Origin of the sequence: Enterovibrio baiacu (genome assembly GCF_004120195.1) — a bacterium.
Taxonomy (GTDB): Bacteria; Pseudomonadota; Gammaproteobacteria; order Enterobacterales; family Vibrionaceae; genus Enterovibrio; species Enterovibrio baiacui.
The window spans coordinates 524,643-545,924 of sequence record NZ_SCHN01000008.1; the positions used below are offsets into that span (position 1 = coordinate 524,643).

17 protein-coding genes are annotated in these 21,282 nt (G+C 48.4%); 9 read left to right on the top strand and 8 right to left on the bottom strand.

Translation table 11 applies throughout. The features are described from left to right. The first annotated feature begins 66 nt into the window (after window positions 1–66). The gene (locus EQP46_RS09185; RefSeq protein ID WP_240671690.1) at window positions 67–288 is read left to right on the top strand and encodes a hypothetical protein; all 222 of its coding nucleotides are present in this window, start codon (window positions 67–69) and stop codon (window positions 286–288) included. A gap of 16 nt (window positions 289–304) precedes the next feature. Here EQP46_RS09185 and EQP46_RS09190 read toward each other — a convergent pair whose 3' ends face one another. Next, on the bottom strand, window positions 305–1,006 hold the full coding sequence (locus tag EQP46_RS09190) for a DNA alkylation repair protein (RefSeq protein WP_129493350.1): 702 nt from the start codon (window positions 1,004–1,006) through the stop codon (window positions 305–307). A 500-nt stretch (window positions 1,007–1,506) separates the two neighbouring features. On the opposite strand from EQP46_RS09190, the gene EQP46_RS09195 reads away from it, so the two are divergent. The 5 genes from EQP46_RS09195 (at window position 1,507) to EQP46_RS09215 (ending at window position 9,929) form a co-directional block, all read left to right on the top strand. Further along, on the top strand, window positions 1,507–3,204 hold the full coding sequence (locus EQP46_RS09195) for a chitinase (protein ID WP_129493351.1): 1,698 nt from the start codon (window positions 1,507–1,509) through the stop codon (window positions 3,202–3,204). A gap of 536 nt (window positions 3,205–3,740) precedes the next feature. Beyond that, entirely contained in the window at window positions 3,741–5,207 is a 1,467-nt protein-coding gene (locus tag EQP46_RS09200) for a chitinase (protein ID WP_129493352.1), read from the top strand. 390 nt (window positions 5,208–5,597) lie between these two features. Beyond that, on the top strand, window positions 5,598–6,641 hold the full coding sequence (locus EQP46_RS09205; protein ID WP_129493353.1) for a GMP reductase: 1,044 nt from the start codon (window positions 5,598–5,600) through the stop codon (window positions 6,639–6,641). Between the two features lie 186 nt (window positions 6,642–6,827). Then, window positions 6,828–7,559 (top strand): helix-turn-helix domain-containing protein, encoded by a 732-nt coding sequence (locus EQP46_RS09210; protein ID WP_129493354.1) that lies wholly within the window; start codon window positions 6,828–6,830, stop codon window positions 7,557–7,559. Window positions 7,560–7,835: 276 nt separating this feature from the next. Further along, entirely contained in the window at window positions 7,836–9,929 is a 2,094-nt protein-coding gene (locus tag EQP46_RS09215) for a VIT and vWA domain-containing protein (RefSeq protein ID WP_129493355.1), read from the top strand. 111 nt (window positions 9,930–10,040) lie between these two features. On the opposite strand, the gene EQP46_RS09220 is transcribed toward EQP46_RS09215, so the two are convergent. From EQP46_RS09220 to EQP46_RS09235, 4 genes are all read right to left on the bottom strand, one after another. Beyond that, window positions 10,041–10,781 carry an SDR family NAD(P)-dependent oxidoreductase gene (locus EQP46_RS09220; RefSeq protein WP_129493356.1) on the bottom strand — a complete coding sequence of 247 codons (741 nt, stop codon included), beginning with the start codon at window positions 10,779–10,781 and terminating at the stop codon, window positions 10,041–10,043. Between the two features lie 27 nt (window positions 10,782–10,808). Next, a complete protein-coding gene (locus EQP46_RS09225) occupies window positions 10,809–11,498 on the bottom strand; it encodes a hypothetical protein (protein WP_129493357.1) in 690 nt (229 codons plus the stop codon). Window positions 11,499–11,651: 153 nt separating this feature from the next. Continuing rightward, complete coding sequence (locus tag EQP46_RS09230) at window positions 11,652–12,302, bottom strand: response regulator (protein ID WP_129493358.1); 651 nt, start codon at window positions 12,300–12,302, stop codon at window positions 11,652–11,654. A 53-nt stretch (window positions 12,303–12,355) separates the two neighbouring features. After that, window positions 12,356–13,732, bottom strand: coding sequence for a cache domain-containing protein (locus EQP46_RS09235; RefSeq protein ID WP_194956747.1), 1,377 nt, complete (start codon window positions 13,730–13,732; stop codon window positions 12,356–12,358). Between the two features lie 356 nt (window positions 13,733–14,088). Here EQP46_RS09235 and EQP46_RS09240 point away from each other — a divergent pair, with 356 nt between their 5' ends. The 3 genes from EQP46_RS09240 (at window position 14,089) to EQP46_RS09250 (ending at window position 17,152) form a co-directional block, all read left to right on the top strand. Next, window positions 14,089–15,141, top strand: a complete 1,053-nt coding sequence (locus EQP46_RS09240; protein ID WP_129493359.1) for a TRAP transporter substrate-binding protein — start codon at window positions 14,089–14,091, stop codon at window positions 15,139–15,141. A 72-nt stretch (window positions 15,142–15,213) separates the two neighbouring features. Then, window positions 15,214–15,780 carry a TRAP transporter small permease subunit gene (locus EQP46_RS09245; protein WP_129493360.1) on the top strand — a complete coding sequence of 189 codons (567 nt, stop codon included), beginning with the start codon at window positions 15,214–15,216 and terminating at the stop codon, window positions 15,778–15,780. Continuing rightward, window positions 15,767–17,152 carry a TRAP transporter large permease gene (locus tag EQP46_RS09250; protein ID WP_129493361.1) on the top strand — a complete coding sequence of 462 codons (1,386 nt, stop codon included), beginning with the start codon at window positions 15,767–15,769 and terminating at the stop codon, window positions 17,150–17,152. Before EQP46_RS09245 ends, EQP46_RS09250 begins: the two co-directional genes overlap by 14 nt. A 113-nt stretch (window positions 17,153–17,265) precedes the next feature. Here EQP46_RS09250 and EQP46_RS09255 read toward each other — a convergent pair whose 3' ends face one another. The 3 genes from EQP46_RS09255 to EQP46_RS09265 all read right to left on the bottom strand — a co-directional run bounded on the left by EQP46_RS09255 (window position 17,266) and on the right by EQP46_RS09265 (window position 21,244). Continuing rightward, the gene (locus EQP46_RS09255; RefSeq protein WP_129493362.1) at window positions 17,266–19,632 is read right to left on the bottom strand and encodes a Lon protease family protein; all 2,367 of its coding nucleotides are present in this window, start codon (window positions 19,630–19,632) and stop codon (window positions 17,266–17,268) included. A 224-nt stretch (window positions 19,633–19,856) separates the two neighbouring features. Next, the gene (locus EQP46_RS09260) at window positions 19,857–20,624 is read right to left on the bottom strand and encodes a 3-hydroxybutyrate dehydrogenase (RefSeq protein WP_129493363.1); all 768 of its coding nucleotides are present in this window, start codon (window positions 20,622–20,624) and stop codon (window positions 19,857–19,859) included. Between the two features lie 140 nt (window positions 20,625–20,764). After that, window positions 20,765–21,244 carry a DUF808 family protein gene (locus tag EQP46_RS09265; protein WP_276320899.1) on the bottom strand — a complete coding sequence of 160 codons (480 nt, stop codon included), beginning with the start codon at window positions 21,242–21,244 and terminating at the stop codon, window positions 20,765–20,767. Window positions 21,245–21,282: the final 38 nt, after the last annotated feature.

Genomic DNA, 21,282 nt, shown 5'->3' on the forward strand with positions numbered 1-21,282 from the left:
GTATCTCTGAGCATTTTCTCTCTTCAATAGCACTATTTCCTTAATTCTCTTATAAAGGCAGTGATCATGGATGGAGGAAACAACATGGATGTGTTCTTATTTGTGATTGCCATCGTTACCGTCGTGTTAGCGGTTAAAACGCTGCGCAGTTACTTTGCTTATCACGCGCAATTACGCGAGTTTGAAATCAATCGTCAGAAGACGACAGGTCTAAATCGTGCCTATCAGCAAGAGCTTGATGCATTGAGACAACGCGTAGACAGTTTAGAAACGAAAACAATACATTAGCTGTGATGATAGAGAATCAGAGGGAAAGGTAGTGCTTTCTCTCTGTGTTATCTAATTTTTCAATCGCATAGCGAAGCATGGTTCTTGGCATGGACGACACATTGCGATCAAGAAAACCGCGAAGCCTATCGACGTCTCTCTTTCCTGCCTCCCTTAACATCCATCCCGACACTTTGTGAATCAAATCTTCTTTGTCTGTCAGATACTTTTCTGCAAGGGCATACGTGTCATCAAATTGATTGAGCCGAATAAACGTAAACGTCGCCATCATGGCGATGCGTCGTTCCCATAATGACGAAGACTCAGAGAGCGCATAGATCTTTGCTCTGTCTTTGTCCGCGAGATACCCGCCCACAATATGGTGCGCTGAGCTATCAACCAAATCCCAATTATTAATGCGGTGGGTTTGAGTCAGATAGAAATTGTAAATGGTGGTGCGATCCTCTCCTTTGGCTTTTTTAAACTGTTCGGAAAGTAGAATAACGGCCAACAGTCGGATTTCATGCCAATCACTATCAAGCAATGAACCGATTGTGTCTAACGAGGCATGAATGTGGGCTTTTGCGCAGCTTCGAATAACGGGCACACGTACGCCGATAAACTGATCGCCTTCACCGTATTCCCCTGGCCCCGATTTGAAAAAACGCTGGGCGTTCTGAGCAAGTGCTTCATCCCCCTGTGCTTTTATCGTGTCGATAATGGTAGTGGCGTCGTTCATGATTCGTCCTTTTTCCAAATCCATATCAGCGATTCTGCAAGTGATAGTGTATTGAAAAATCGTGGTTTGAGACAGCGAGTGTTAATACATACAAAATGTGAATGCATGCCTTTTTATGTTGCCTTAATTTCTGATTTTCAGCCCGCTTTCCACAACAGTTGTAAGTGAATATTTCGCGAAACACATCACTGGTTTTCTCATTAACAGCTTGAAGTCACTCGGATAAATATCATCCCGTCTGCTGGTGGCGTGTCTACTGGAGGGTGGGTCTCATTTTAATATTCGCACAGTGCATATATTGAGGCGGCTGCGCGGGAATTATAGTCGCTGCTCGTCGTCATCATTAGGCAAAAACACTCAACAATGTCGTATCGAAGTTTGCGTATTCCTTCGGCAGTTTAGGGCATAGAGGTGGAGTTGGGTAAAGCACAGACAGCGCAGTTTACGTGATTTGAATCCGATAGGAGGCAAATCTCACTTTTTGATAAGGAATTTTTACGATGAAACAAACTGCTTTGATTCCAGTGTTGCTCGGCGCAACATTTGCGGCTCAGGGGGCAACCATGACGCCTCAGCCTGATCCAGAAAATCCCAATGGATTCATTGTCGAGCGCGCAGAAGTGAATGCCGCGGCCGCAGCCCAAACGTCTAACCCTATGTATGCGACATGGTCTAAGGCTCTTGAAACTCAGCCGAACGCTGTTGTCAATGCCATTGATGAAGGGTTGGCGAGCAATCCGATCAACGTAAAACGAGTAGAGCGCGTGTTCTCTCGTCAGGATTGGGATTTTCTGACTCAAATGGCCGCGCCTGAATATACCTACACCCGATTCCTACAGGCGATTGGTAAGTTCCCAGCGTTCTGTGGTGATTACACTGATGGCCGCGATGCCGATGCGATTTGTAAGAAATCCATTGTGACGGCGTTTGCGCACTTTGCGCAGGAAACGGGTGGACATATTGCTGTCGATAATACGTGGGACAACCCTCTTGGGCTTGAAGAGTGGCAGCAAGCTTTGGTGCACGTGCGTGAAATGGGTTGGTCTGAAGGTCAAGAAGGCTACACAACAGGGTGTGGGCAGAATGATTGGCAAAACCAGCGTTGGCCATGTGTGGCAGGGCAGGGGTATTTCGGCCGTGGTGCTAAACAACTTTCTTACCACTTTAACTACGGCGCATTTTCTGAAGTGATGTTTGATGGTGATGCCAACAAACTGCTGGGTGAGCCGGGATTGGTTGCTGATTCTTGGTTGAACCTTGCATCTGCGATTTGGTTCTTCTTAACGCCACAAGCGCCAAAACCTGCAATGCTGCATGTGATTGACCGTACTTGGGTGCCTTCACAGCGCGAGAAAGATGCAGGCATTGGTTATGGTTTTGGTACCACTATCAATATTATCAATGGTGGTATTGAGTGTGGCGAGCAAAACAAAGACAAAGGACAACCGGTTAACCGCATCCGTTATTGGGAAGGCTTGGCAAAACACTACGACATTCCAATTGAAGCCGATGAAGTGAATACCTGCTGGCAGCAATTGCCGTTTGGTAGCTTGAATCTGCAAGGTGCTACAGATGTGCTTTACACTAACTGGGATGGCAACTGGAAGTATTTTGCTGATCGCCCGGGTGGCTATTCATTTGAATGTGAATTAGTTGGCTTCCAAACTGCTTACTCCGCGCTTGTTGAGGGTGACTACGAGAAGTGTGTGACGAATTTCTATGGTTCGCATGCAGGTTGGCCAGAAGTGCGTGTCGTTGACAAAATTGATGGCGGTGACACCGGTGGTGGTACGAATCCTCCTGCAGAAAATGCTTGGGACGCCACTAAGGTTTACAACACTGGTGATCAAGTCGTGGTAAACGGTGTTACCTACCAAGCGAAATATTGGAACCAGGGCGTTAACCCAGAGACCAGTGGTGAATATGGCGCATGGAAAGTAGTGTCTGGTACACCACCAACGCCGACGCCAGAACCAACGCCTGACCCAGAACCTACACCGACGCCCGATCCAACACCAACTCCAACCCCGGACCCTGAACCAACACCAGAACCAGGCAATACAACATGGGATGCCAACAAGGTTTACCTGGCGGGTGACCAAGTTGTTGTGGGCGGTGTGACTTATAAAGCCAAGTATTGGACACAAGGTGACAACCCAGCATCGGGTGCCCAGTGGGGTCCTTGGCAACAGCTATAACTGTCCATGAATGCAACGCTAAGTCTTGAGCAATAAACACGGCACATAGCGCGATGCATGATTAAATTGTGATCACAAAAGCGCGTATTTTACGAAAGTAGGGTACGCGCTTTTTTGCACCTGAGACGGCTGGATTCAGGGGATACCGCCGCCTTTTAGCGAGCCAGTTCGCAGTTTTTAATTCGACGAGTGTGCATGAAAATGAGTGCATTGTGTTGAGAATTCTTTTGTCTAACGTGTTTGGCTTCAAAAAATCACGCTACAACAGGTCAGCCTTTATCAAAACCTAACGGGGCATCATACAGTCTTGGTATTTGTCTGGTTGATAGTGGTTCAGTTGTATATCAAGTCATGCATATAGTTGGCTGTCTGCGTTAATAACAAAATCATCAAGAATGACTGGGTAAAACGCGCCACGTACAGCGTTAACGGAATAGGCCCAGCGTAAAAATGACATCGTGATGATATAGCCATCGCAGCGGCGAATTTGGAAGGGGAGACTTTCTCATTCCGGCGTATTTGATAAGGAAACTGACATGAAAAGAACAGCTCTGTTTACGGCACTGTGTGGTGCTAGTTTTATGGCGAATAGCGCCATTTCCATGAACCCTCAAACTGATCCTAATGACGTCAACGGGTTCGTTGTTTCTGCCTCTGAAATGGCAGCAGCAGAAGCGGCACAAACCTCCGATCCTATGTATGCCATTTGGTCCAAAGCACTCGAAACCACATCTAACACTGTGGTTGAAGCCATTGACGAAGGACTTGCTTCAAACCCAGACAACGTAAAACGTGTTGAGCGCGTTTTCCCACGTTCAGATTGGGATTTTCTGACGCAAATGGCGGCACCTGAATACACTTACACCCGCTTCTTGCGTGCGATAGGTAAGTTCCCAGCATTCTGTGGTGATTACACTGATGGTCGAGATGCTGATGCCATCTGTAAGAAATCCATTATCACGGCGTTTGCCCATTTCTCTCAAGAAACCGGTGGACACATTGCTATCGACAACACGTCGGATAACCCACTCGCGTTAGAAGAATGGCAGCAAGCACTGGTTCACGTCCGTGAAATGGGTTGGGCTGAAGGCCAAGAAGGCTACACGACAGGGTGTGGTCAGCAAGATTGGCAGAATAGCCGATGGCCATGCGCGGCAGGGCAGGGGTACTTTGGACGTGGTGCAAAACAGCTTTCTTATCACTTTAACTACGGCATGTTTTCTGAAGTGATGTATGACGGCGATGCAACCAAACTGCTTAATGAACCGGGTTTGGTGGCGGACTCTTGGTTAAACCTTGCGTCAGCGATTTGGTTCTTCCTTACACCCCAAGCGCCAAAACCAGCAATGCTTCATGTTATTGACAGAACATGGACGCCTTCTCAGCGTGAAAAGGACGCGGGCATTGGTTACGGTTTTGGTACCACCATCAATATCATTAATGGTGGCATTGAGTGTGGTGAGCAAAACAAAACCAAAGGCCAGCCAGTTAACCGTATTCGTTACTGGGAAGGATTAGCGGCACACTATCAAATCCCTATTGAGGCGGATGAAGCCAATACTTGTTATCAACAATTGCCATTCGGTAGCTTGAACCTACAAGGTGCAACGGATGTGCTTTACACCAACTGGGATGGTAACTGGAAATACTACGCTGATCGCCCGGGTGGCTATTCATTTGAATGTGAGCTTGTTGGCTTCCAAACTGCTTATTCGGCCTTGGTTCCGGGCGACTACGAGAAGTGTGTGACGAATTTCTATGGTTCACACGCAGGCTGGCCAACCGTGCGTGTGTTACCGGATGCTGAGATGCCAACGACAGGCTCAGGCAATGGAACGGATGCGGGAACACCGTCTGATCCTAATGCATGGAGCGCTACCAAGGTTTACAACAAAGATCAGCAAGTGGTTGTAAAGGGCGTGACGTATAAAGCGCTTTACTGGACACAAGGTGATGATCCGTTATTGAGCGAAGCATGGGGTCCATGGGTGCCTGTTCAGTAGAAGCAACATCAACTAAATCAGTAGGAAAAACATTGACTAAGTCGGGTGTTTTTTTACTGACAAAAGAATAATCAAGCTGCGTGTTTCCATTGGGAATACGCGGTTTTTTTATACAAATTGAGAAGAGAAAAAAACGAGATAAGTGGTTGTAAATAGAGAGGGATTTTTGAATTTATCGGGGTGTATTCTGACAAAAGGTATCACAAAAAAATTTTAATTGTCAGTCTTGTGAATAATATTTATCTGCCTATAATGCTGAAAACCGGAGCGTCTGCCAACGCTCCGGTTTTTTTGTGCCTGCTCAATGGTGAATATTTCAGCTATCTGCCAATAGCTAAAATCCATGAGCACTGTCCGAAAGGGCATCGTCTGTATATAAAGGAAAGACACATGCGTATCGAACAAGACTTGAAGTTGGGTTTCAAAGATGTACTGTTTCGCCCGAAACGTTCTACCTTAAAAAGCCGTTCACAAGTTGAATTAACCCGCGAGTTTACCTTCAAGCATAGCGGTCGTCAATGGTCTGGTGTACCTGTCATTGCAGCAAACATGGATTCAGTCGGCTCATTTACAATGGGTAAGGTGCTTGCAGAGCACGGTTGTATGACTGCCATCCACAAGCATTACACGGTTGAAGACTGGGCGGGTTTCGTTGCTGAGGCTGATGCTAAGACTTTGAATAATGTGATGGTTTCTACCGGTACTTCTGATGCAGATTTCCAGAAAACCAAAGATATCATGGCGCTATCTGATGAACTTATTTTCATCTGTATCGACATTGCGAATGGTTACTCTGAGCACCTTGTTCAATACGTTGAACGTGTTCGCGCTGCCTTCCCTGGCAAGGTGATCAGTGCGGGTAACGTTGTAACAGGTGACATGGTTGAAGAGCTTATTCTTGCTGGTGCAGACATCGTAAAAGTGGGCATTGGTCCTGGTTCTGTATGTACTACTCGCGTGAAAACGGGCGTCGGCTACCCGCAGCTTTCTGCCATTATTGAGTGTGCAGATGCCGCGCACGGTCTAGGTGGCCGCATTATCGGTGATGGCGGTTGTTCATGTGCAGGTGACGTGTCTAAAGCGTTCGGTGGCGGTGCTGATTTTGTGATGCTTGGCGGTATGCTAGCTGGCCACGAAGAAAGCGGTGGTGAAGTGATTGAGCAAGACGGTAAGCAGTTCATGAAGTTCTATGGCATGTCTTCTGAAAGCGCCATGGCGAAACACTCTGGTGGTGTTGCGAAATATCGCGCAGCAGAGGGCAAAACTGTACTGCTTCCATTCCGTGGCACAGTGAACGATACGATTTCTGACATTCTTGGTGGCGTGCGTTCTACATGTACTTACGTGGGTGCTGCGCAGCTTAAAGAGTTGACTAAGCGCACGACGTTTATTCGCGTTCAAGAACAAGAAAACAACGTGTTCGGTAAAGAATAAATCCGAAAGAATACATAAAAATGCCACCCAATTGGGTGGTATTTTTTTATCCGCCATTTTTTGGGTCACAGTCAGGAACTTCGATGACGCCGAATGTCAGTAAGGCACTGACGGCCTGCCTTTTAGATAGCACTGGAAAAGCCAACGCGGTTACGGTTTACTGTCCTCTGGTTTCAAGGAGGAAACATGGCTGAATGTGATCAAGTGGTTCAAACGTTAAAAAAACAGCTCAAAGCGCGTGGCGTGAATTATCAAGATGTCGCGAGTGCGTTATCGCTCAGTGAGGGCTCGGTAAAGCGCCTGTTTGCCAATGGTGGAAGCTTGAGCTTGGAGCGCTTGGCGACGGTATGCCAACTTATTGATATGGAAATGGGTGAGTTGTTTAAACTCTCGTCTGAAAGCAGCAATCAGATCACTGAATTAACGTGGCAGCAAGAAGAAGAGCTGGTGGCTGACAAAGCCTTGCTCTTGGTTGCTGTGTGCATCACGAATGGGTATCGCTTCGACCAAATCCTTGAACAATATAACTTACCTGAAACCGCACTGATTCAGAAATTGGCGCATTTAGACCGCTTAAACCTGATTGAGCTTCAACCGGATAACCGCATTAAACTCAAAATCTCTCCGTCATTTTCATGGGTGGCGGGTGGTCCTATTCAGCAGTTCTTCCAGCAACAAGTGATCAGTGCTTTCTTCCAATCTCGCTTTGCGGGGGATGAAGAGAAGTTGGTGATGTCTACTGGGCTGATGTCACTCTCGACCAACTACAAATTTCAGCAACGTATTCAACGTCTGGTGAGTGAGTTTTATGATTCATGCAACCAAGACTCGGATTTAACGATGCAAGAGCGTCATGGCACGTCCATGGTGGTCGCGATGCGCCGCTGGACCTTCCCACTTTTCGATGAATACGAATAGCGTTTAGCCCCAAGAATAGCCAATGAATCAATATGTCTTAGCACGTATGGATAAGTGTGCGTTCACACCCTCCAACACGTTGTTTCGGCGAGAAGGTGTCACCTCATAAGACGTAGCGTTACGTATATTGTCACTTCGGACATGGTGCTTTTGACTGACGCCGTCTTGTTGCAAGCTTCTGAAAACGCAGTGCGTTGCTGGTGCAAATAACGCCAACATCAACGTCCTGCAGATGAGAGAACGATTCTCAAAGAAGCAACGCAATGGAGGCACACGATGCTAAACCAACAGCAAATGACGCAAAGATTGATGACGTGGGGAATGGTATTTCTCACGTTTGTAGTAGGCTGGTTTGCCCCCGCTGCAATGGCGAGCGGGTTATTGAAACCGACAAACAGCCAACACCAAGACCTCACCATCGAAACGCATCACGTGGATGTCGTTATCGAAGACGGCTACGCGACAACGTCCATCGAACAAATCTTCTATAACCCAAATAATGATGTGCTCGAAGCGCGATATTCATTTCCTGTGCCGCAAGAAGCTGTGGTTGGCGAATTTATCTATTGGATAAACGGCACGCCAGTGATTGCAGAATCCGTGGCGAAAGACAAAGCCAAAAAGATATATGAAGAGCAAAAAGCACAAGGCAATGCGACGGCATTGACAGAAAAAGACGGATACAAAACGTTTGAGATGCGTGTCTTTCCTGTTCAGCCTCAACAGCGCGTCAAGGTGAGATTGGTTTACCTGCAAGATGCGCTGATTGACCACGGCATTGGCCGTTACGTGTATCCGATGGAAGAGGGCGGTGTCGATGAAGCGCGCGACAGCTTTTGGACGCGTAACGATACCGTGCAGCATGATTTCTCGTTCAACGTTGCGCTGAAATCCGCGTATCCCGTTGATGGTGTGCGTTTGCCATCTCACCCGAATGCAGCACTCTCACAGGAAGCGTTAGGCGAGCACACGATTTGGAAGGCGCAAGTGGCGAACCAAACATCAGCAGTGGCTGAAGAGGAAGGTGCGACATCATCACCCTCTGCACCTGCGTACCGATTGGATCAAGACATCGTGGTTTACTGGCGTCTGCAAGACGGATTGCCGGGTCGCTTGGACATGGTTGCGTACCGTGATCCCGAAGAATCAAAGCGCGGCACAGTGAAGCTCACGTTTACGCCGGGTGATGACTTGGGGCCAGTAACCCAAGGGCGCGATTGGGTTTTCGTCTTAGATAAATCAGGGTCGATGTCGGGCAAGTACAACACCTTGGCGGAAGGGGTTCGACAGGGGCTGAACAAACTGCCACAGCAAGACCGTTTTCGTATTGTGATGTTTGATAGCGCAGCGTATGACCTGACCAATGGCTTTATCTCTGCCAACAAGACAAACGTTGAAAAAGCCCTGAGTGAAATTTCAGCCATGCAACCGAGCAACGGCACCAATCTTTATGAAGGTATGGGCGCAGCGGTGCGTAAGCTCGATGCCGATCGTCCAACGGGTATCGTGCTGGTGACAGATGGTGTGGCGAATGTGGGTGTGACTGAGAAGCGGAAATTCTTCAAAATGATGGAGAAGTACGATGTCCGTTTGTTTACCTTCATCATGGGTAACAGTGCGAATACACCGCTATTGGTGCCAATGACTAAGCTATCAAATGGTGTTGCGACCTCCGTGTCGAACGCAGATGACATGATGGGGCATTTACTCAACATCTCGAGCAAGTTAACGCACCAAGCGTATCGCGATATTCAATTGGATATTGACGGTGTGAAGGTGAAAGATCTGACACCAGACTCTATTAGTAGCTTGTATCGAGGTGAACAGTTGACGGTCTTTGGCCATTACTTCAAAGCGGGAACGGCGGACGTTACCTTGAGCATGAAAGTGAATGGCGAGACGCGTCGATACACCACCAAGGTATCGCTGCCAGAAAAAACGCTGCGTAACCCGGAGCTTGAAAGAATGTGGGCATTTTCAGCGATTCGAGATTTAGAAGCACAGATGGATTACCTGGAGCAGAAAGATGCCGACAAAGAACAAGCGATAGAAGACATCGCCGTAGAGTATGGGCTTTTGACGGACTACACCTCGCTGCTGGTGGTTGAAGAAGATGTGTTCCAACAGCTTGGCGTTGAGCGTAACAACCAAGCGCGCGTGCAGAAAGAGCAACAGGCACGACAAACACGCCAAACCCAGAATGTACAACCCACACAAGCCGACACGAGTCAGCCCATGTTTACCCAACCCGCGCCAACACACTCGCGTAGCGGTGGTGGAAGCAGCGGCGGTAGCATGAGTGTCTTCCTGTTTGCTTTGTTTGGCTTAGCTGGGGTGGGTCGCTGGATGCTGCAAACGCGAAAGGCTTAATGGCTTCTTTCATTGGCAAGCAGCCATAGAAATACCGGACAAACAACATGATAAGAAAAAAGACTGCCTCGGCAGTCTTTTTTGCGTGTGTTAGCACTGAAAATGCTGACGCTATGTCAAACTCAGGCCGCCGTCCATCACCAAGGTATGACCCACAATGTAGTTGGCCTGCTCGGAGCTAAGCCAAGCAATGGCGTTGGCCACTTCTTCTACCGTTGCGAATCGCCCGTTCGGCACTTGGCTTGCTACGGTGTTTTTTAATTCGTCGCCCATTTCAGCCTGTGTTTGCTCCCAACGAGGTGTCCACGTTACACCGGGAGCCACCGCGTTTACGCGAATACCTTTTCGAATGGCTTCAACTGCGATAGATCGGGTGAGCCCTTCAATGCCGTGTTTCGCGGCGGAAAACATGGCGGCGTTGGGTGTTGGACGGATCCCATTGACCGAACTAACGTTGACGATGGAGCCGCCGTTAACAACAAGATTTAATTCGTATTTTAGGCACAGTGCGTGGATCCAAAAGTCACCGATGAGGGTGTTGTAAAGCGCATCAATAGGCACATCGGCGTAATCGCCGCGAGATTCTAGCGGGGGGGAGGCATTGTTGACCACAATGTCGAGATGGCCATAGTTTTCCCGGATATACCCGAAATAGCGATCAACCTGATGAACATCTTTCAAATCGACAGGGAGATAGTCGACAGCAGACAGCTCTGGATGAGTAGCAAGTACCTTATTCCACTTATCTTCATTCCTGGAACAAGTAAGCACTTTGAAGCCTGAACGATGGTAATGCATCACTGTTTGAAGGCCGATACCACTGCTGCCTCCGGTCACAAGAACAATTTTCATTATCTCTCCGGGGTCGTTGGGGGCGAACTACCGATGCGAGAAAATGTCATCCAACATCAGCTTTTGAGTCCCACGTAATTTTCGTTGGCTTTCGTGCTCATTGTGAAATTGCTGTTCTGCAAGTCTCACCAAAATATCGAAGAAGTAAGGCGCGCTACCTCTCTGATTATTCATGGTTTTAAGCATAGCATCGCTAAAAATCTCTGGGTCGCTGTCAATCAGGTTTGATGCAATTTTGCCAAGCTGCTGGCAACAATAAACAGTACGCTCCCTGTCTATTTCATGCGCATCATTGATGCAGGTCGCCCATTCATCACTGCGCAACGTTTCCCATATGATGTTGGAGGCGTTCAATCTTGCTTCAAAAGGGGTATTCGCGAGCGCCTTTAAAAAATAACGGTGTTTAGATTTGCGTACCCACTGTCTAACGCGTTCGGAAGAAATGATGATCTTGGTGAGAAGGGGTAACGAACACAAATACAGAAAGAAGGTAATGGCGAGTGTGGCGATGAAAAAGATATCGTCCGTCAAATCAAAGAGGTAACACGAAAAGGTGGTGACGGAGGCAAAAAATATAAAAGTGAATGAAATACCAACGCGGGCATACCATTTCACTGAATTGAGGAAATTCGGTGTTTTCCGGCTTAGTGTTTCACGGGAAATACCAGCGTATGTGATCTTTGGGTATTCCGGGATAGCAAAATGCGCTTGCTGCATGCCTTAAACCAATCGAAAAAGAAGTAACCACTACGATACGCACTTCACGGATAATTTCGCTGTCATGGTTCAAAAAGTAGACAAATAACGTCATGATATTCATGCTAAATACCGAATGCTATAGGGTATGTGGCGCAACGTGCATGCGCTGACTTAATGGCTTTCCTCTTGGTCAATCCAACCCTGATCAATGGCATATTTAACTAACCCTGCGGTGGATGTTACGCCCAACTTCTTTTTCACCCGCAGTCGGTGAGTTTCGACAGTACGAACGCTGATATCCAGCTCCCTTGCGATGGTTTTGTTGCATGCGCCATTGGCGATAAGAATGAGCACATCTTTTTCCCTCGGCGTGGGCTGGGAATCATCGTGTTCTTTGTTCTCAAGTTCATTCATGCCTTCGAGCAAAGTCTCTGATACGCCAGCACTAAAATAAGATCCTCCTCCTGCGATGATATCGAGCGCCTGCACCAACTCCTGTGAGGAAACATCTTTCAAAACATACCCCTTTGCGCCGCCACGCATGGCCGCCATGATGTACTCTTTGTTGCTGTGCATGCTCAATATCACCACTTTCACATCCGGGGCGGATTCGCGCAGTGTGTTCAATACTTCCAATCCTGTTTTCTTTGGCATGGAAATATCTGTGAGTAAAATGTCAGGCCGTAATGCCAAGGTTTTTTCAATCGCACACTCGCCATCACTGGCCGTTCCAACAATTGAAAATTGCGGTTGGCGAGACAAACGGTCTTTTAACCCGTCTTGCAACAGAACGTGGTCGTCCGCAAGCAACAATGTGGTCATGGTGTTTCTCCTTTCGAATGTCATTACCCACCAAAATCGAAGGCTTTTTGCGCCTATTTGGCGGGCAAAATTGCGCGTACTTCCGTGCCCTGCTTTAACAAACTATTGATGGCGAAGTGTCCATCGAGGTTTTCAATCCGCTCGCGCATGTTCTTTAACCCCATGGATTGGACGGTAACGCGAAGCCTATGTTCATCGAAGCCGATGCCGTCATCTGCGATGGTAAGCACAATCTCGCCTTCTTCTTCCTGCAAAATGATGTCGACTGCCTTGGCCTGTGAGTGTTTTTCAGCGTTATGTAGCGCCTCTTGAGCGACGCGATAAAGGGTGATTTCTGCGGCCTTGGAAACGTGGGACATGTCTAAGTGGTGTTCGAAAATCACTGTCATGCCAGAGCGCATGGTGACTTCTTTGGCTAAATCCTCAAGGGCGGGAAGCAAGCCGAGATCGTCCAGAAGAGCAGGGCGTAAATCCTTCGATATGCGGCGAAGTTCTGTGACCGCTTCATTCAAACTGGCTTGCCCCAAACCAAGGTGCTCGCCAATTTCTTCAGGGTTCTTCGCTTCTTTTAAACTGTCTAGGCGGTATTTCACCGAAACCAAAATCTGATTGATGCCATCATGCAGTTCGCGGGCTACCCGTGTGCGTTCTTCTTCTTGGGAGTCGATTAACTGGCGGTTGAGCGCCTGTAATTTGTTATCGGCAAGTTCGCGCGCATTGACGTGAATGGTGGCGGCTAAGCTCGCCATGATGCCAATGGTGATCACGAGAGTAATGCCTAGGCCAATGAAGGTTTTACTGATGATTTCGTCGATTTTATGGTGAAGTGACATGACTTGCGTATCGATGTCATCAATATACACCCCCGTACCGACCATCCATCCCCATTTTTCTAACCCGATGGCATAACTTAACTTCTTTACGGGCTCTTTGCGCGAGGGCTTGTGCCAGTAGTATTCAACAAAACCGCCGCCTTGCTGCGCAGATGTAATCAGTGCTTGGAGAAGCTTAAAACCATTTGTGTCTTCTACATCCCAAATGTTCTGACCCACCATGTCTGGCTGATACGGTAGAACAAGGCTGGTGCCGTCATAGGTGTAGGCGAAGAAGTATCCGTCCTCGCCGTAAGTGAGCTTGTTGAGTACGTCGATCACCGCTTGCTTGGCATTTTCATCATGTGGGGAAGCGGCGTTGTAGATGGGAGATACAGAGGCGCGGGCGAGTTCGACGTATTTCAGCAGTTCTTGTTTTTTGGAGGCGAGGGTCTCGGTACGAATGAGGTCAGCTTGGTTAGTGGAAAGGGATTCAGATTGTACGGCAACCAAACCGATGATCAACGCGAACATCAGCAATAAGGGCACCATGGCGAGCACCAGTATTTTGGCGCGTAGCCGTGTGTTTATGCCTACTAGGTTGCTCAGTATATTCATACGTTTCTCGCGTGTAGCCTTTCTTTTTTCCGCATTGTTGTTACGTGTTTCGTCACATTTCTCGCCCATTCCCGCACAGTGCTGTGGTCGCGTCAAGACGAACGGTTTCGCCCATTCCCTGCGCAGGACTGCAGCAATTCAATAAGATACCCATGGCATCTACGTAGTTTTACGGAAGCGAAGTACGTAAATCGTGCGAGGGCACGTCCGTTATCTACCTGATTTTCTAATCTGAAGTGCATGTATAGGCTGATGGTAACAAATTTTTAACAGGTTCAGTGTGCTCTAAACCTCAACCCCTACGTCGGTAACACCATACATTCAAAACAGTGATACCGCGCACCAAGGAGTGGACAATGAAACGGCCAATTTCTACAACGCTAAAAGTACTTACCGTCGCTACTGCATGTTTTTCTGGCGCAGCCCTCGCAGACAAAGTGTTACTTAAAACCCCCATTGCGTTTGGTACTCACCTTCCTGCTTTAGGTACCCCGATTAAGTGGGTATCAGAGCGCATTACACCGGTATCCGGTAACACCATAAAAATGAAAGTCTATGAACCCGGCAAACTGGTGGCGCCGCTTGAAATTTTGGATGCTGTCTCGAGCGGTAAAGTGAACTCGGGCTATGCGACGGCGGGGTATTGGCAAGGCAAAATGCCAGCTGCTGCACTTTTCTCCGCAGTGCCGTTTGGCCCTGAAGCGCCGGAATACATGGCGTGGCTTTTCTACGGTAACGGCTTAGATCTTTACCAGGGAATGTATGACCAAGCAGGCTATAACGTAAAAGTACTGCCGTGCGCCATCATCTCGCCCGAAACGTCAGGTTGGTTTAAAAAGCCAATCGAAAAACCAGAAGATCTGAAAGGGATCACCATGCGTTTCTTCGGGCTCGGTGGTCAGGTGATGGAAAAGCTGGGGGTGGGTACCGTTCAACTTCCGGGCGGCGAAATCTTTGGCGCGCTTGAGAAAGGGGCGATTGATGCCACTGAGTTTTCACAACCTGCGATTGACCAGCGCCTTGGCTTTCACAAAATCGTGAAATACAACTACTTCCCAGGTTGGCACCAGCAGGCCACTGTGTTTGAACTTTTGATCAACAAAGACACGTGGAACAAGATGGATGACAATCAGCAAGCTGCCGTCGAAACGCTATGTCTCGCATCGATGACGAACTCGATAGCCGAAGGTGAAGCGATGCAGTTTGAAGCCATGCAGAAAGCACAAGAGCAGGGCGTCGAACTTCGTTACTGGAACGACGAGATGCTGACCCTGTTTGAAACCACGTGGCTTGATGTGGTGGACGAACAAAAACAAGACCCTTACTTCAAGAAAGTGTGGGATGACATGTCAACGTTCCGCACTAATTACCAAGTCTGGGAATCAAAAGGTTTCCTACCTCGACAATAATCTCTCGTGTTTGGGCAGCATCTGCTGCCCCTTTTTTTACCACCTAGATTTTTATGGAACAGGGAACGAATTATGGCCCAGCCTTCCTATTCGCCTTCTGCCTCGCCCCTTGCTGACAGTATTGAACATGTCGTGCGATCCCTCGGGCGCTTTTTTGCGTGGAGTTATCTCATTTTGATTGTGGTGATCATCACGCAGGTTGTTTTGCGCAAGGTGTTCAGCAATGGACAGATCGCGTTAGAAGAAATGCAATGGCATTTGTACGCGGTAGGCGTGCTCTTTGGTTTGTCATACGCGGAAATCACGGGCACGCATGTACGTGTCGATATTTTCTATCACCGATTTTCTGAGCGCGCAAAAGCATGGGTAGAAATCATCACAGTCGCTTTCTTTGTTTGGCCATTTATGTACGTCATTTTTATCCATTCGCTCGATTTTGTGTATGAAGCATGGCGTGTGGATGAGCGTTCTAACGCGCCGTCGGGTTTGCCTTGGCGTTGGGTGATCAAGTCTGCCATCCCATTTAGTGCGGCATTGTTAGCATTTGCGAGTTTAGCGCGGGTATTGAGATCCATCGCATTGTTGCGGGGTAAGGGTTCGTCAGCGTCAGATCACGGAGGTTCGCATGGAAGCGAATGAAATCCTCATTCTTGCCATGTTTGGCAGTTTTATTCTTCTCCTGTTTGTGGGTATTCCCGTTGCGTGGGTACTGGGTGGCGTGGGTGTGGCGTTTGCCATCATTGGTTATTACAGCGATATCTATTTAGACACATGGACAGGGCTGGATTTCACCACGCTTGGCCTTGTGGTTAACCGCCTTTACAAGATCATGGACAACTGGATATTGGTGGCACTTCCCATGTTTATCTTCATGGGGAACATGTTAGATAAATCCGGCGTAGCGGACCGCCTAATGCACTCCATGCAAGCGTTATTTGGGCGTGTGCATGGTGGCTTGGCGATCACTGTCATGGCCATTGGGATCATTTTGGCAGCGTCGACAGGCATCATCGGGGCATCCGTCGTGTTGCTCGCGACCATGTCGTTGCCCGCCATGATGAAGCAGGGTTATCACCTTCCACTGGCACTCGGTACCATCGCATCTGCGGGCACGCTGGGTATCTTGTTACCTCCTTCGATCATGCTTGTCATTATGGCGGATCAGCTGGCGTTATCAGTGGGTGATCTGTTTATGGGGGCGATGGTGCCGGGTTTGATGCTGGGCGCTATTTATATTCTCTACTTGCTGATAGTTGGGTTGGTTAAGCCAACATCTATTCCGTTACCGGACGATGCGAAGGCGGTGGACTGGGGCATAATCAAAGACGTTGCTAAAGCCATTGTGCCGACGTTTGCGCTTATCCTTGCAGTGCTAGGGTCTATTTTTGCGGGAATTGCTACGCCGACTGAAGCGTCAGGCGTAGGGGCCTTTGGCGCTATCTTACTGGCGGTCTACTACAAACGTTTTTCGTTATCAGTACTGCGAGAAGTGCTCATTGATAGCTATAAAACCACGGCCTACATTTTTGCTATTTTCATTGGTGCAACCTGCTTTGCGTTGGTGCTACGTGAGTTGGGTGGCGATGAGTTCATCGAGCAAGCCTTCGAAGCGCTGCCTTTTGGCCCGTATGGGGTGGTGGCGTTTATTTTGTTGGTGATTTTCCTGCTCGGCTTTTTCCTTGATTGGATTGAAATTACCCTGATTGTATTGCCGCTACTTGCGCCCGTCGTACTGGGGTTAGACTTGGACATTGGCACTTATCCTGGGTTGGATAACGCGGAGCTTGTGTGGTTTGTCATGCTGGTGGCGATGGCACTGCAGACGAGCTTCTTAACCCCGCCTGTGGGGTTTGCCTTGTTCTACCTGAAAGGGGTGTGTCCACCCGAGGTTAGATTGGTCGATATCTACAAAGGTGTGCTGCCATTCATTATTCTTCAATTGATTGCGCTGGTGGTTTTGGTCTTCTGGCCGAACTTAATCTTGTGGTTACCGTCGGTGGCCTATGGCTAACAAAGGCATGTTGAACGCCATTGTTTAGATAAAGAAAAAGCCGACAAGTGTCGGCTTTTTAACGTTTGCGAGCGTTGATTTAAGCGCTCACTGCGCCTGTATCTGGCGAACAATCATTTGTCGTCACGCAGTGCGGCAATGCATTCATAGGCTTTGTGCAATACGGTGCCCGATTTGAATTTACCTTTTGCATCCAACTTGCCTGCAGGCATGCCTGTGAACAGTTCGAGTGCTTCACTGACGTGGCTGATGGCATAGATGTGGAATTGGCCTTTCTCAACGGCATGAATAACGTCTTTGCGTAGCATCAAGTTGTGCACATTAGAGGCGGGGATGATAACGCCCTGTGTCGATTTAGGGCCTTTGATGGTACAAGCATCAAAGAAGCCTTCAATCTTCTCGTTCACGCCGCCAATTGGCTGTGTTTCACCGAATTGGTTCATCGATCCTGTGATCGCCAAATCTTGGCGAAGCGGAATACCAGAGATCGCAGAAATCACGGTACAGAACTCGGCCATTGACGCACTGTCGCCGTCCACACCACCGTAAGATTGCTCGAAGGTGAGCGTGGTCGTGAGTGGGATCTTGGCTTTCTTACCCAGCAGTGATGACAGGTACGCGGTTAAGATCATCACACCTTTCGAGTGAATGTTGCCGCCCAGTTTTACGCTTCGCTCGATATCAAGTACGCCGCCGTCACCGAAAGAGGTGGTTGCCGTAATACGGTTTGGGGCACCGAACGCGTAATCTTGTGTAGCAAGTACCGAGAGGGCGTTGATTTGCCCGACCGACGTGCCTTTTGTCTGTAGCAGTGTCGTGCCGTTGGTAAAGCCTTCCATCACATGATCGCGCAAGCGACTCACACGCATGTCACGGCTTGCGAGGGCTTTCTCAACGTGTGAAGCTCGAATGATATTGGCGTTACTCACACGGGCTTGATAGTTCGATTCACGCAGCAGATTCGCAATGTCTGCTGAGTGCAGTGAAAGTTTGTCTTGGTCACCGGATTGGCGAGAGCTGTGCTCAATGATTCGACCAATCGCACCTTGATCACAGTGCAGCAAGCTGTTGTCATGACAGATGCTTGAAATGAATTTTGCATATTTCATTTCGCTGTCGTCATTACGCGGCATGTCGTCTTCAAAGTCAGCAGTGACGCGGAACAGCTCACTGAACTCTGCATCATAGTGTTGAAGCAGTTGATAGGTTTTGTAGTCACCAAACAGAACGATTTTTACATCAAGTGGAATCGGTTCAGGTTCGAGCGAGATCGTGCCGCTCAAGGTCACCTCTCTTTCCAATGAACTCAAGCTGACTTTGCGCGAACTCAGGGCGCGCTTTAGGCCATCCCACACATAAGGGCGCTCAAGGACTTTGACAGCGTCGATCAGCAACACACCGCCATTCGCACGGTGAATGCTACCTGCACGGATCAGCGAGAAATCGGTGAATACTGTGCCTTTGTACGTGGCGTTTTCCACGTAGCCAAAGATGTTGTGGTAGGTTGGGCTGTCTTCAACAATAACAGGCGGCACATCTTCTTCTTGCGCGACGAGCACGTTCACTTGGTAGCGACGCGGTAACTTTTTATCGAGTGCGGCATACGCGAGTGCCGCTTGGTCTTCGCTTTCTTCGAGGAAGATATCGAGGTTCTCGAGAATATCAGCCTGCATGCCTTTCAGGTATTTCTTCACCTGCGACAAATCTTGATACGTGTCGATCAGCGGCTTGATGAGACGAGCAACCACTTCAATCGCAATTTCTTCATCCAGTTTTTGTTGCTGTTCTGCGTATTGCTCTTCCCATTCGGTTAGCTTACGAACGAGGCCACGAAGCTGTATTTCTAGCTCGCGGATCACCTTGTCAAAATGGGCTTGCTCATCATCAGACAGCGCATCGAACGTTTCCTCTGTATGAGGTTCTTCGCCGTTCAGCGCGATGAATTGATAATCCCCCGCGGTGGTGATCGACAAACTGACACTCTGTGCTTTTGCATCGTTCGTGAGGGTTTGTAGCGCGCCTTCTTGTTGTTCCGTTAGCTGGCCTTTCAATACATCTGCGCGGGTAAAGTACATCTCGTTATCAAACGCAAGGGGGAGGGCTTTACCTAACTTACCCATTAATTTTTCGATGTCTTTTTTCAGCGTGATGCCACGGCCAGCAGGCACCTGCAAAACAGTAGGGCAACGAGAGTCTTGGAAGTTCGCGACGTAACACCAGTCAAAAATAGGGTGGCTGTATTCCCAGTGGCGTTTGAGGTATCGCATCATCATGGTGCGCTTACCCAACCCGTTCTGGCCGACAGCGTAAATGTTGTAGCCTTTTTCTTTTATCGACATCGCAAACTCGACGGCTTGACGTGCACGATCCTGACCCACAATTTCGTCGAGGGGCTCAAGATGCTTGGTAGATGAAACGTCGAGTTTGTTCAGTTGTGAAGTGCGATAGAGCCTGTCACTGGTTAAAGAAGTCTGTGTCATGGCGCTCTCCTTTCGCTATGTTCAATATTTTCAGTGTAGCGCTCTTAACTTACTGATTTTGAGATAAACAGGTAAAGGATTGTTGGCAATGTGGGCTAGCGCACTTTATTCGGTATATTCTAGTGAACAACTGCACAAATATTGGCCAGTTGAAAGCATAAAAAACGGCGCAAAGGCCGTTTCTAAGTAGGTATGTATCGAATCTCTTATACACGCGTTTCGTGTTAGTGTGCGGTCCAGCCACCATCAATAGTAATGGCTTGCGCGGTAATGTTTTTGGCACTTGGTGAACAGAGGAATAAGGCGGTATCAGCAAGCTCACTCAATGCAATAAAGGCTTTTTTGGGCATGGGTTTGAGCATGATGTCGTGGATGACTTCTTCTTCACTGATGTTGTGGTTTTTTGCTTGTGCGGCAATTTGATTTTCAACCAGCGGCGTTTTGACATATGAAGGGCACAGTGTATTGATGGTGACATCATGCTCTGCGCTCTCGAGTGCAATGGTTTTTGAAAAGCCGAGAATACCGTGCTTTGCAGAAACATAGGCGGATTTATACGGAGAGGCCACAAGGCTGTGAATCGAGCCAACATTGATGATGCGTCCAAAACCTTGCGCGTACATTTCGGGTAAGAAGGCCTTGGTGAGCATGGCGGGACCAGTGAGCAAAATATCGATGATTAATCGCCATGTCTCTTCAGGGAATTGCTCGAGTGCGGAGACGAATTGGATGCCTGCGTTGTTGATGAGTACATCGACAGGCTTCACGACGCGAGACGGCGCTGACGCAATCTGCTCTGAGTCAGTAACATCGAGCTCAAGGCCATAAACCTCGGCGTTGTGAGTCTCTCTTAGGGAGGCGACAGCACGTTCAAGGGCTTCTTTATTGATGTCTGAAAGCGTGACGCAGTAACCGTTGCTTGCAAACCCTTGGGCCATACCAAATCCGATGCCGCTTGCGCCACCTGTGATGAGGACATGCTTTGCTGTCATGTGAGTTCTCCTTAACGCACCCTTTAAATGAAAGTGAGCACACCATTCGTGTGCGCACTCTTATTAAATTAAGCGTGGATAGGGAAAACAGCAATGCGTAGAAGTACGCAAATGACCAATTAAATCATGGCCAGAATGCATTACTGAGCGTTGGGTTTGAGTTTGCTCAGTAGAGACACCACAACCACCACAATAACACCTGCAATCAATCCGATGATGCCGTTAAGTAGTGTGGGGACTACCGCTGAAATGATATCGCCAAGTGCGGGAATGAGCGCGGTTTCTCTTGCCGCCTCACCAATCCATTCAGACAACACATGCACACCGTGTGACAAAATACCGCCTCCCACCAAGAACATGGCTACCGTGCCGACAATGGACAAGGTCTTCATCAGGTAGGGTGCAAAAACAAGTAAGCCACGACCCACGGATTGTGCAATGGCTGCACGTTTTTGGCTGAGGTACAAACCTGCATCATCAATTTTTACGATAACAGCAACCAAGCCGTAAACGCCGATGGTCATGAGAAAAGCAATGCCGAACAGGGTGACGACTTGGGTTAAGAAAGAACTTTCAGAGACCACCCCTAATGTGATCACGATGATTTCTGCAGATAAGATTCTATCAGCTTTCTAGGCCTCGTTGTCTCGATACTGTG

What these genes read in the sequence shown, in the direction of transcription:
- EQP46_RS09230 (WP_129493358.1), bottom strand. Translation starts at nt 12,302, where the DNA reads ATGACCACATTGTTGCTTGCGGACGACCACGTTCTGTTGCAAGACGGG.
- EQP46_RS09205 (WP_129493353.1), top strand. Translation starts at nt 5,598, where the DNA reads ATGCGTATCGAACAAGACTTGAAGTTGGGTTTCAAAGATGTACTGTTT.
- EQP46_RS09255 (WP_129493362.1), bottom strand. Translation starts at nt 19,632, where the DNA reads ATGACACAGACTTCTTTAACCAGTGACAGGCTCTATCGCACTTCACAA.
- EQP46_RS09185 (WP_240671690.1), top strand. Translation starts at nt 67, where the DNA reads ATGGATGGAGGAAACAACATGGATGTGTTCTTATTTGTGATTGCCATC.
- EQP46_RS09240 (WP_129493359.1), top strand. Translation starts at nt 14,089, where the DNA reads ATGAAACGGCCAATTTCTACAACGCTAAAAGTACTTACCGTCGCTACT.
- EQP46_RS09250 (WP_129493361.1), top strand. Translation starts at nt 15,767, where the DNA reads ATGGAAGCGAATGAAATCCTCATTCTTGCCATGTTTGGCAGTTTTATT.
- EQP46_RS09235 (WP_194956747.1), bottom strand. Translation starts at nt 13,732, where the DNA reads ATGAATATACTGAGCAACCTAGTAGGCATAAACACACGGCTACGCGCC.
- EQP46_RS09245 (WP_129493360.1), top strand. Translation starts at nt 15,214, where the DNA reads ATGGCCCAGCCTTCCTATTCGCCTTCTGCCTCGCCCCTTGCTGACAGT.
- EQP46_RS09220 (WP_129493356.1), bottom strand. Translation starts at nt 10,781, where the DNA reads ATGAAAATTGTTCTTGTGACCGGAGGCAGCAGTGGTATCGGCCTTCAA.
- EQP46_RS09215 (WP_129493355.1), top strand. Translation starts at nt 7,836, where the DNA reads ATGCTAAACCAACAGCAAATGACGCAAAGATTGATGACGTGGGGAATG.
- EQP46_RS09210 (WP_129493354.1), top strand. Translation starts at nt 6,828, where the DNA reads ATGGCTGAATGTGATCAAGTGGTTCAAACGTTAAAAAAACAGCTCAAA.
- EQP46_RS09195 (WP_129493351.1), top strand. Translation starts at nt 1,507, where the DNA reads ATGAAACAAACTGCTTTGATTCCAGTGTTGCTCGGCGCAACATTTGCG.
- EQP46_RS09200 (WP_129493352.1), top strand. Translation starts at nt 3,741, where the DNA reads ATGAAAAGAACAGCTCTGTTTACGGCACTGTGTGGTGCTAGTTTTATG.
- EQP46_RS09260 (WP_129493363.1), bottom strand. Translation starts at nt 20,624, where the DNA reads ATGACAGCAAAGCATGTCCTCATCACAGGTGGCGCAAGCGGCATCGGA.
- EQP46_RS09225 (WP_129493357.1), bottom strand. Translation starts at nt 11,498, where the DNA reads ATGCAGCAAGCGCATTTTGCTATCCCGGAATACCCAAAGATCACATAC.
- EQP46_RS09190 (WP_129493350.1), bottom strand. Translation starts at nt 1,006, where the DNA reads ATGAACGACGCCACTACCATTATCGACACGATAAAAGCACAGGGGGAT.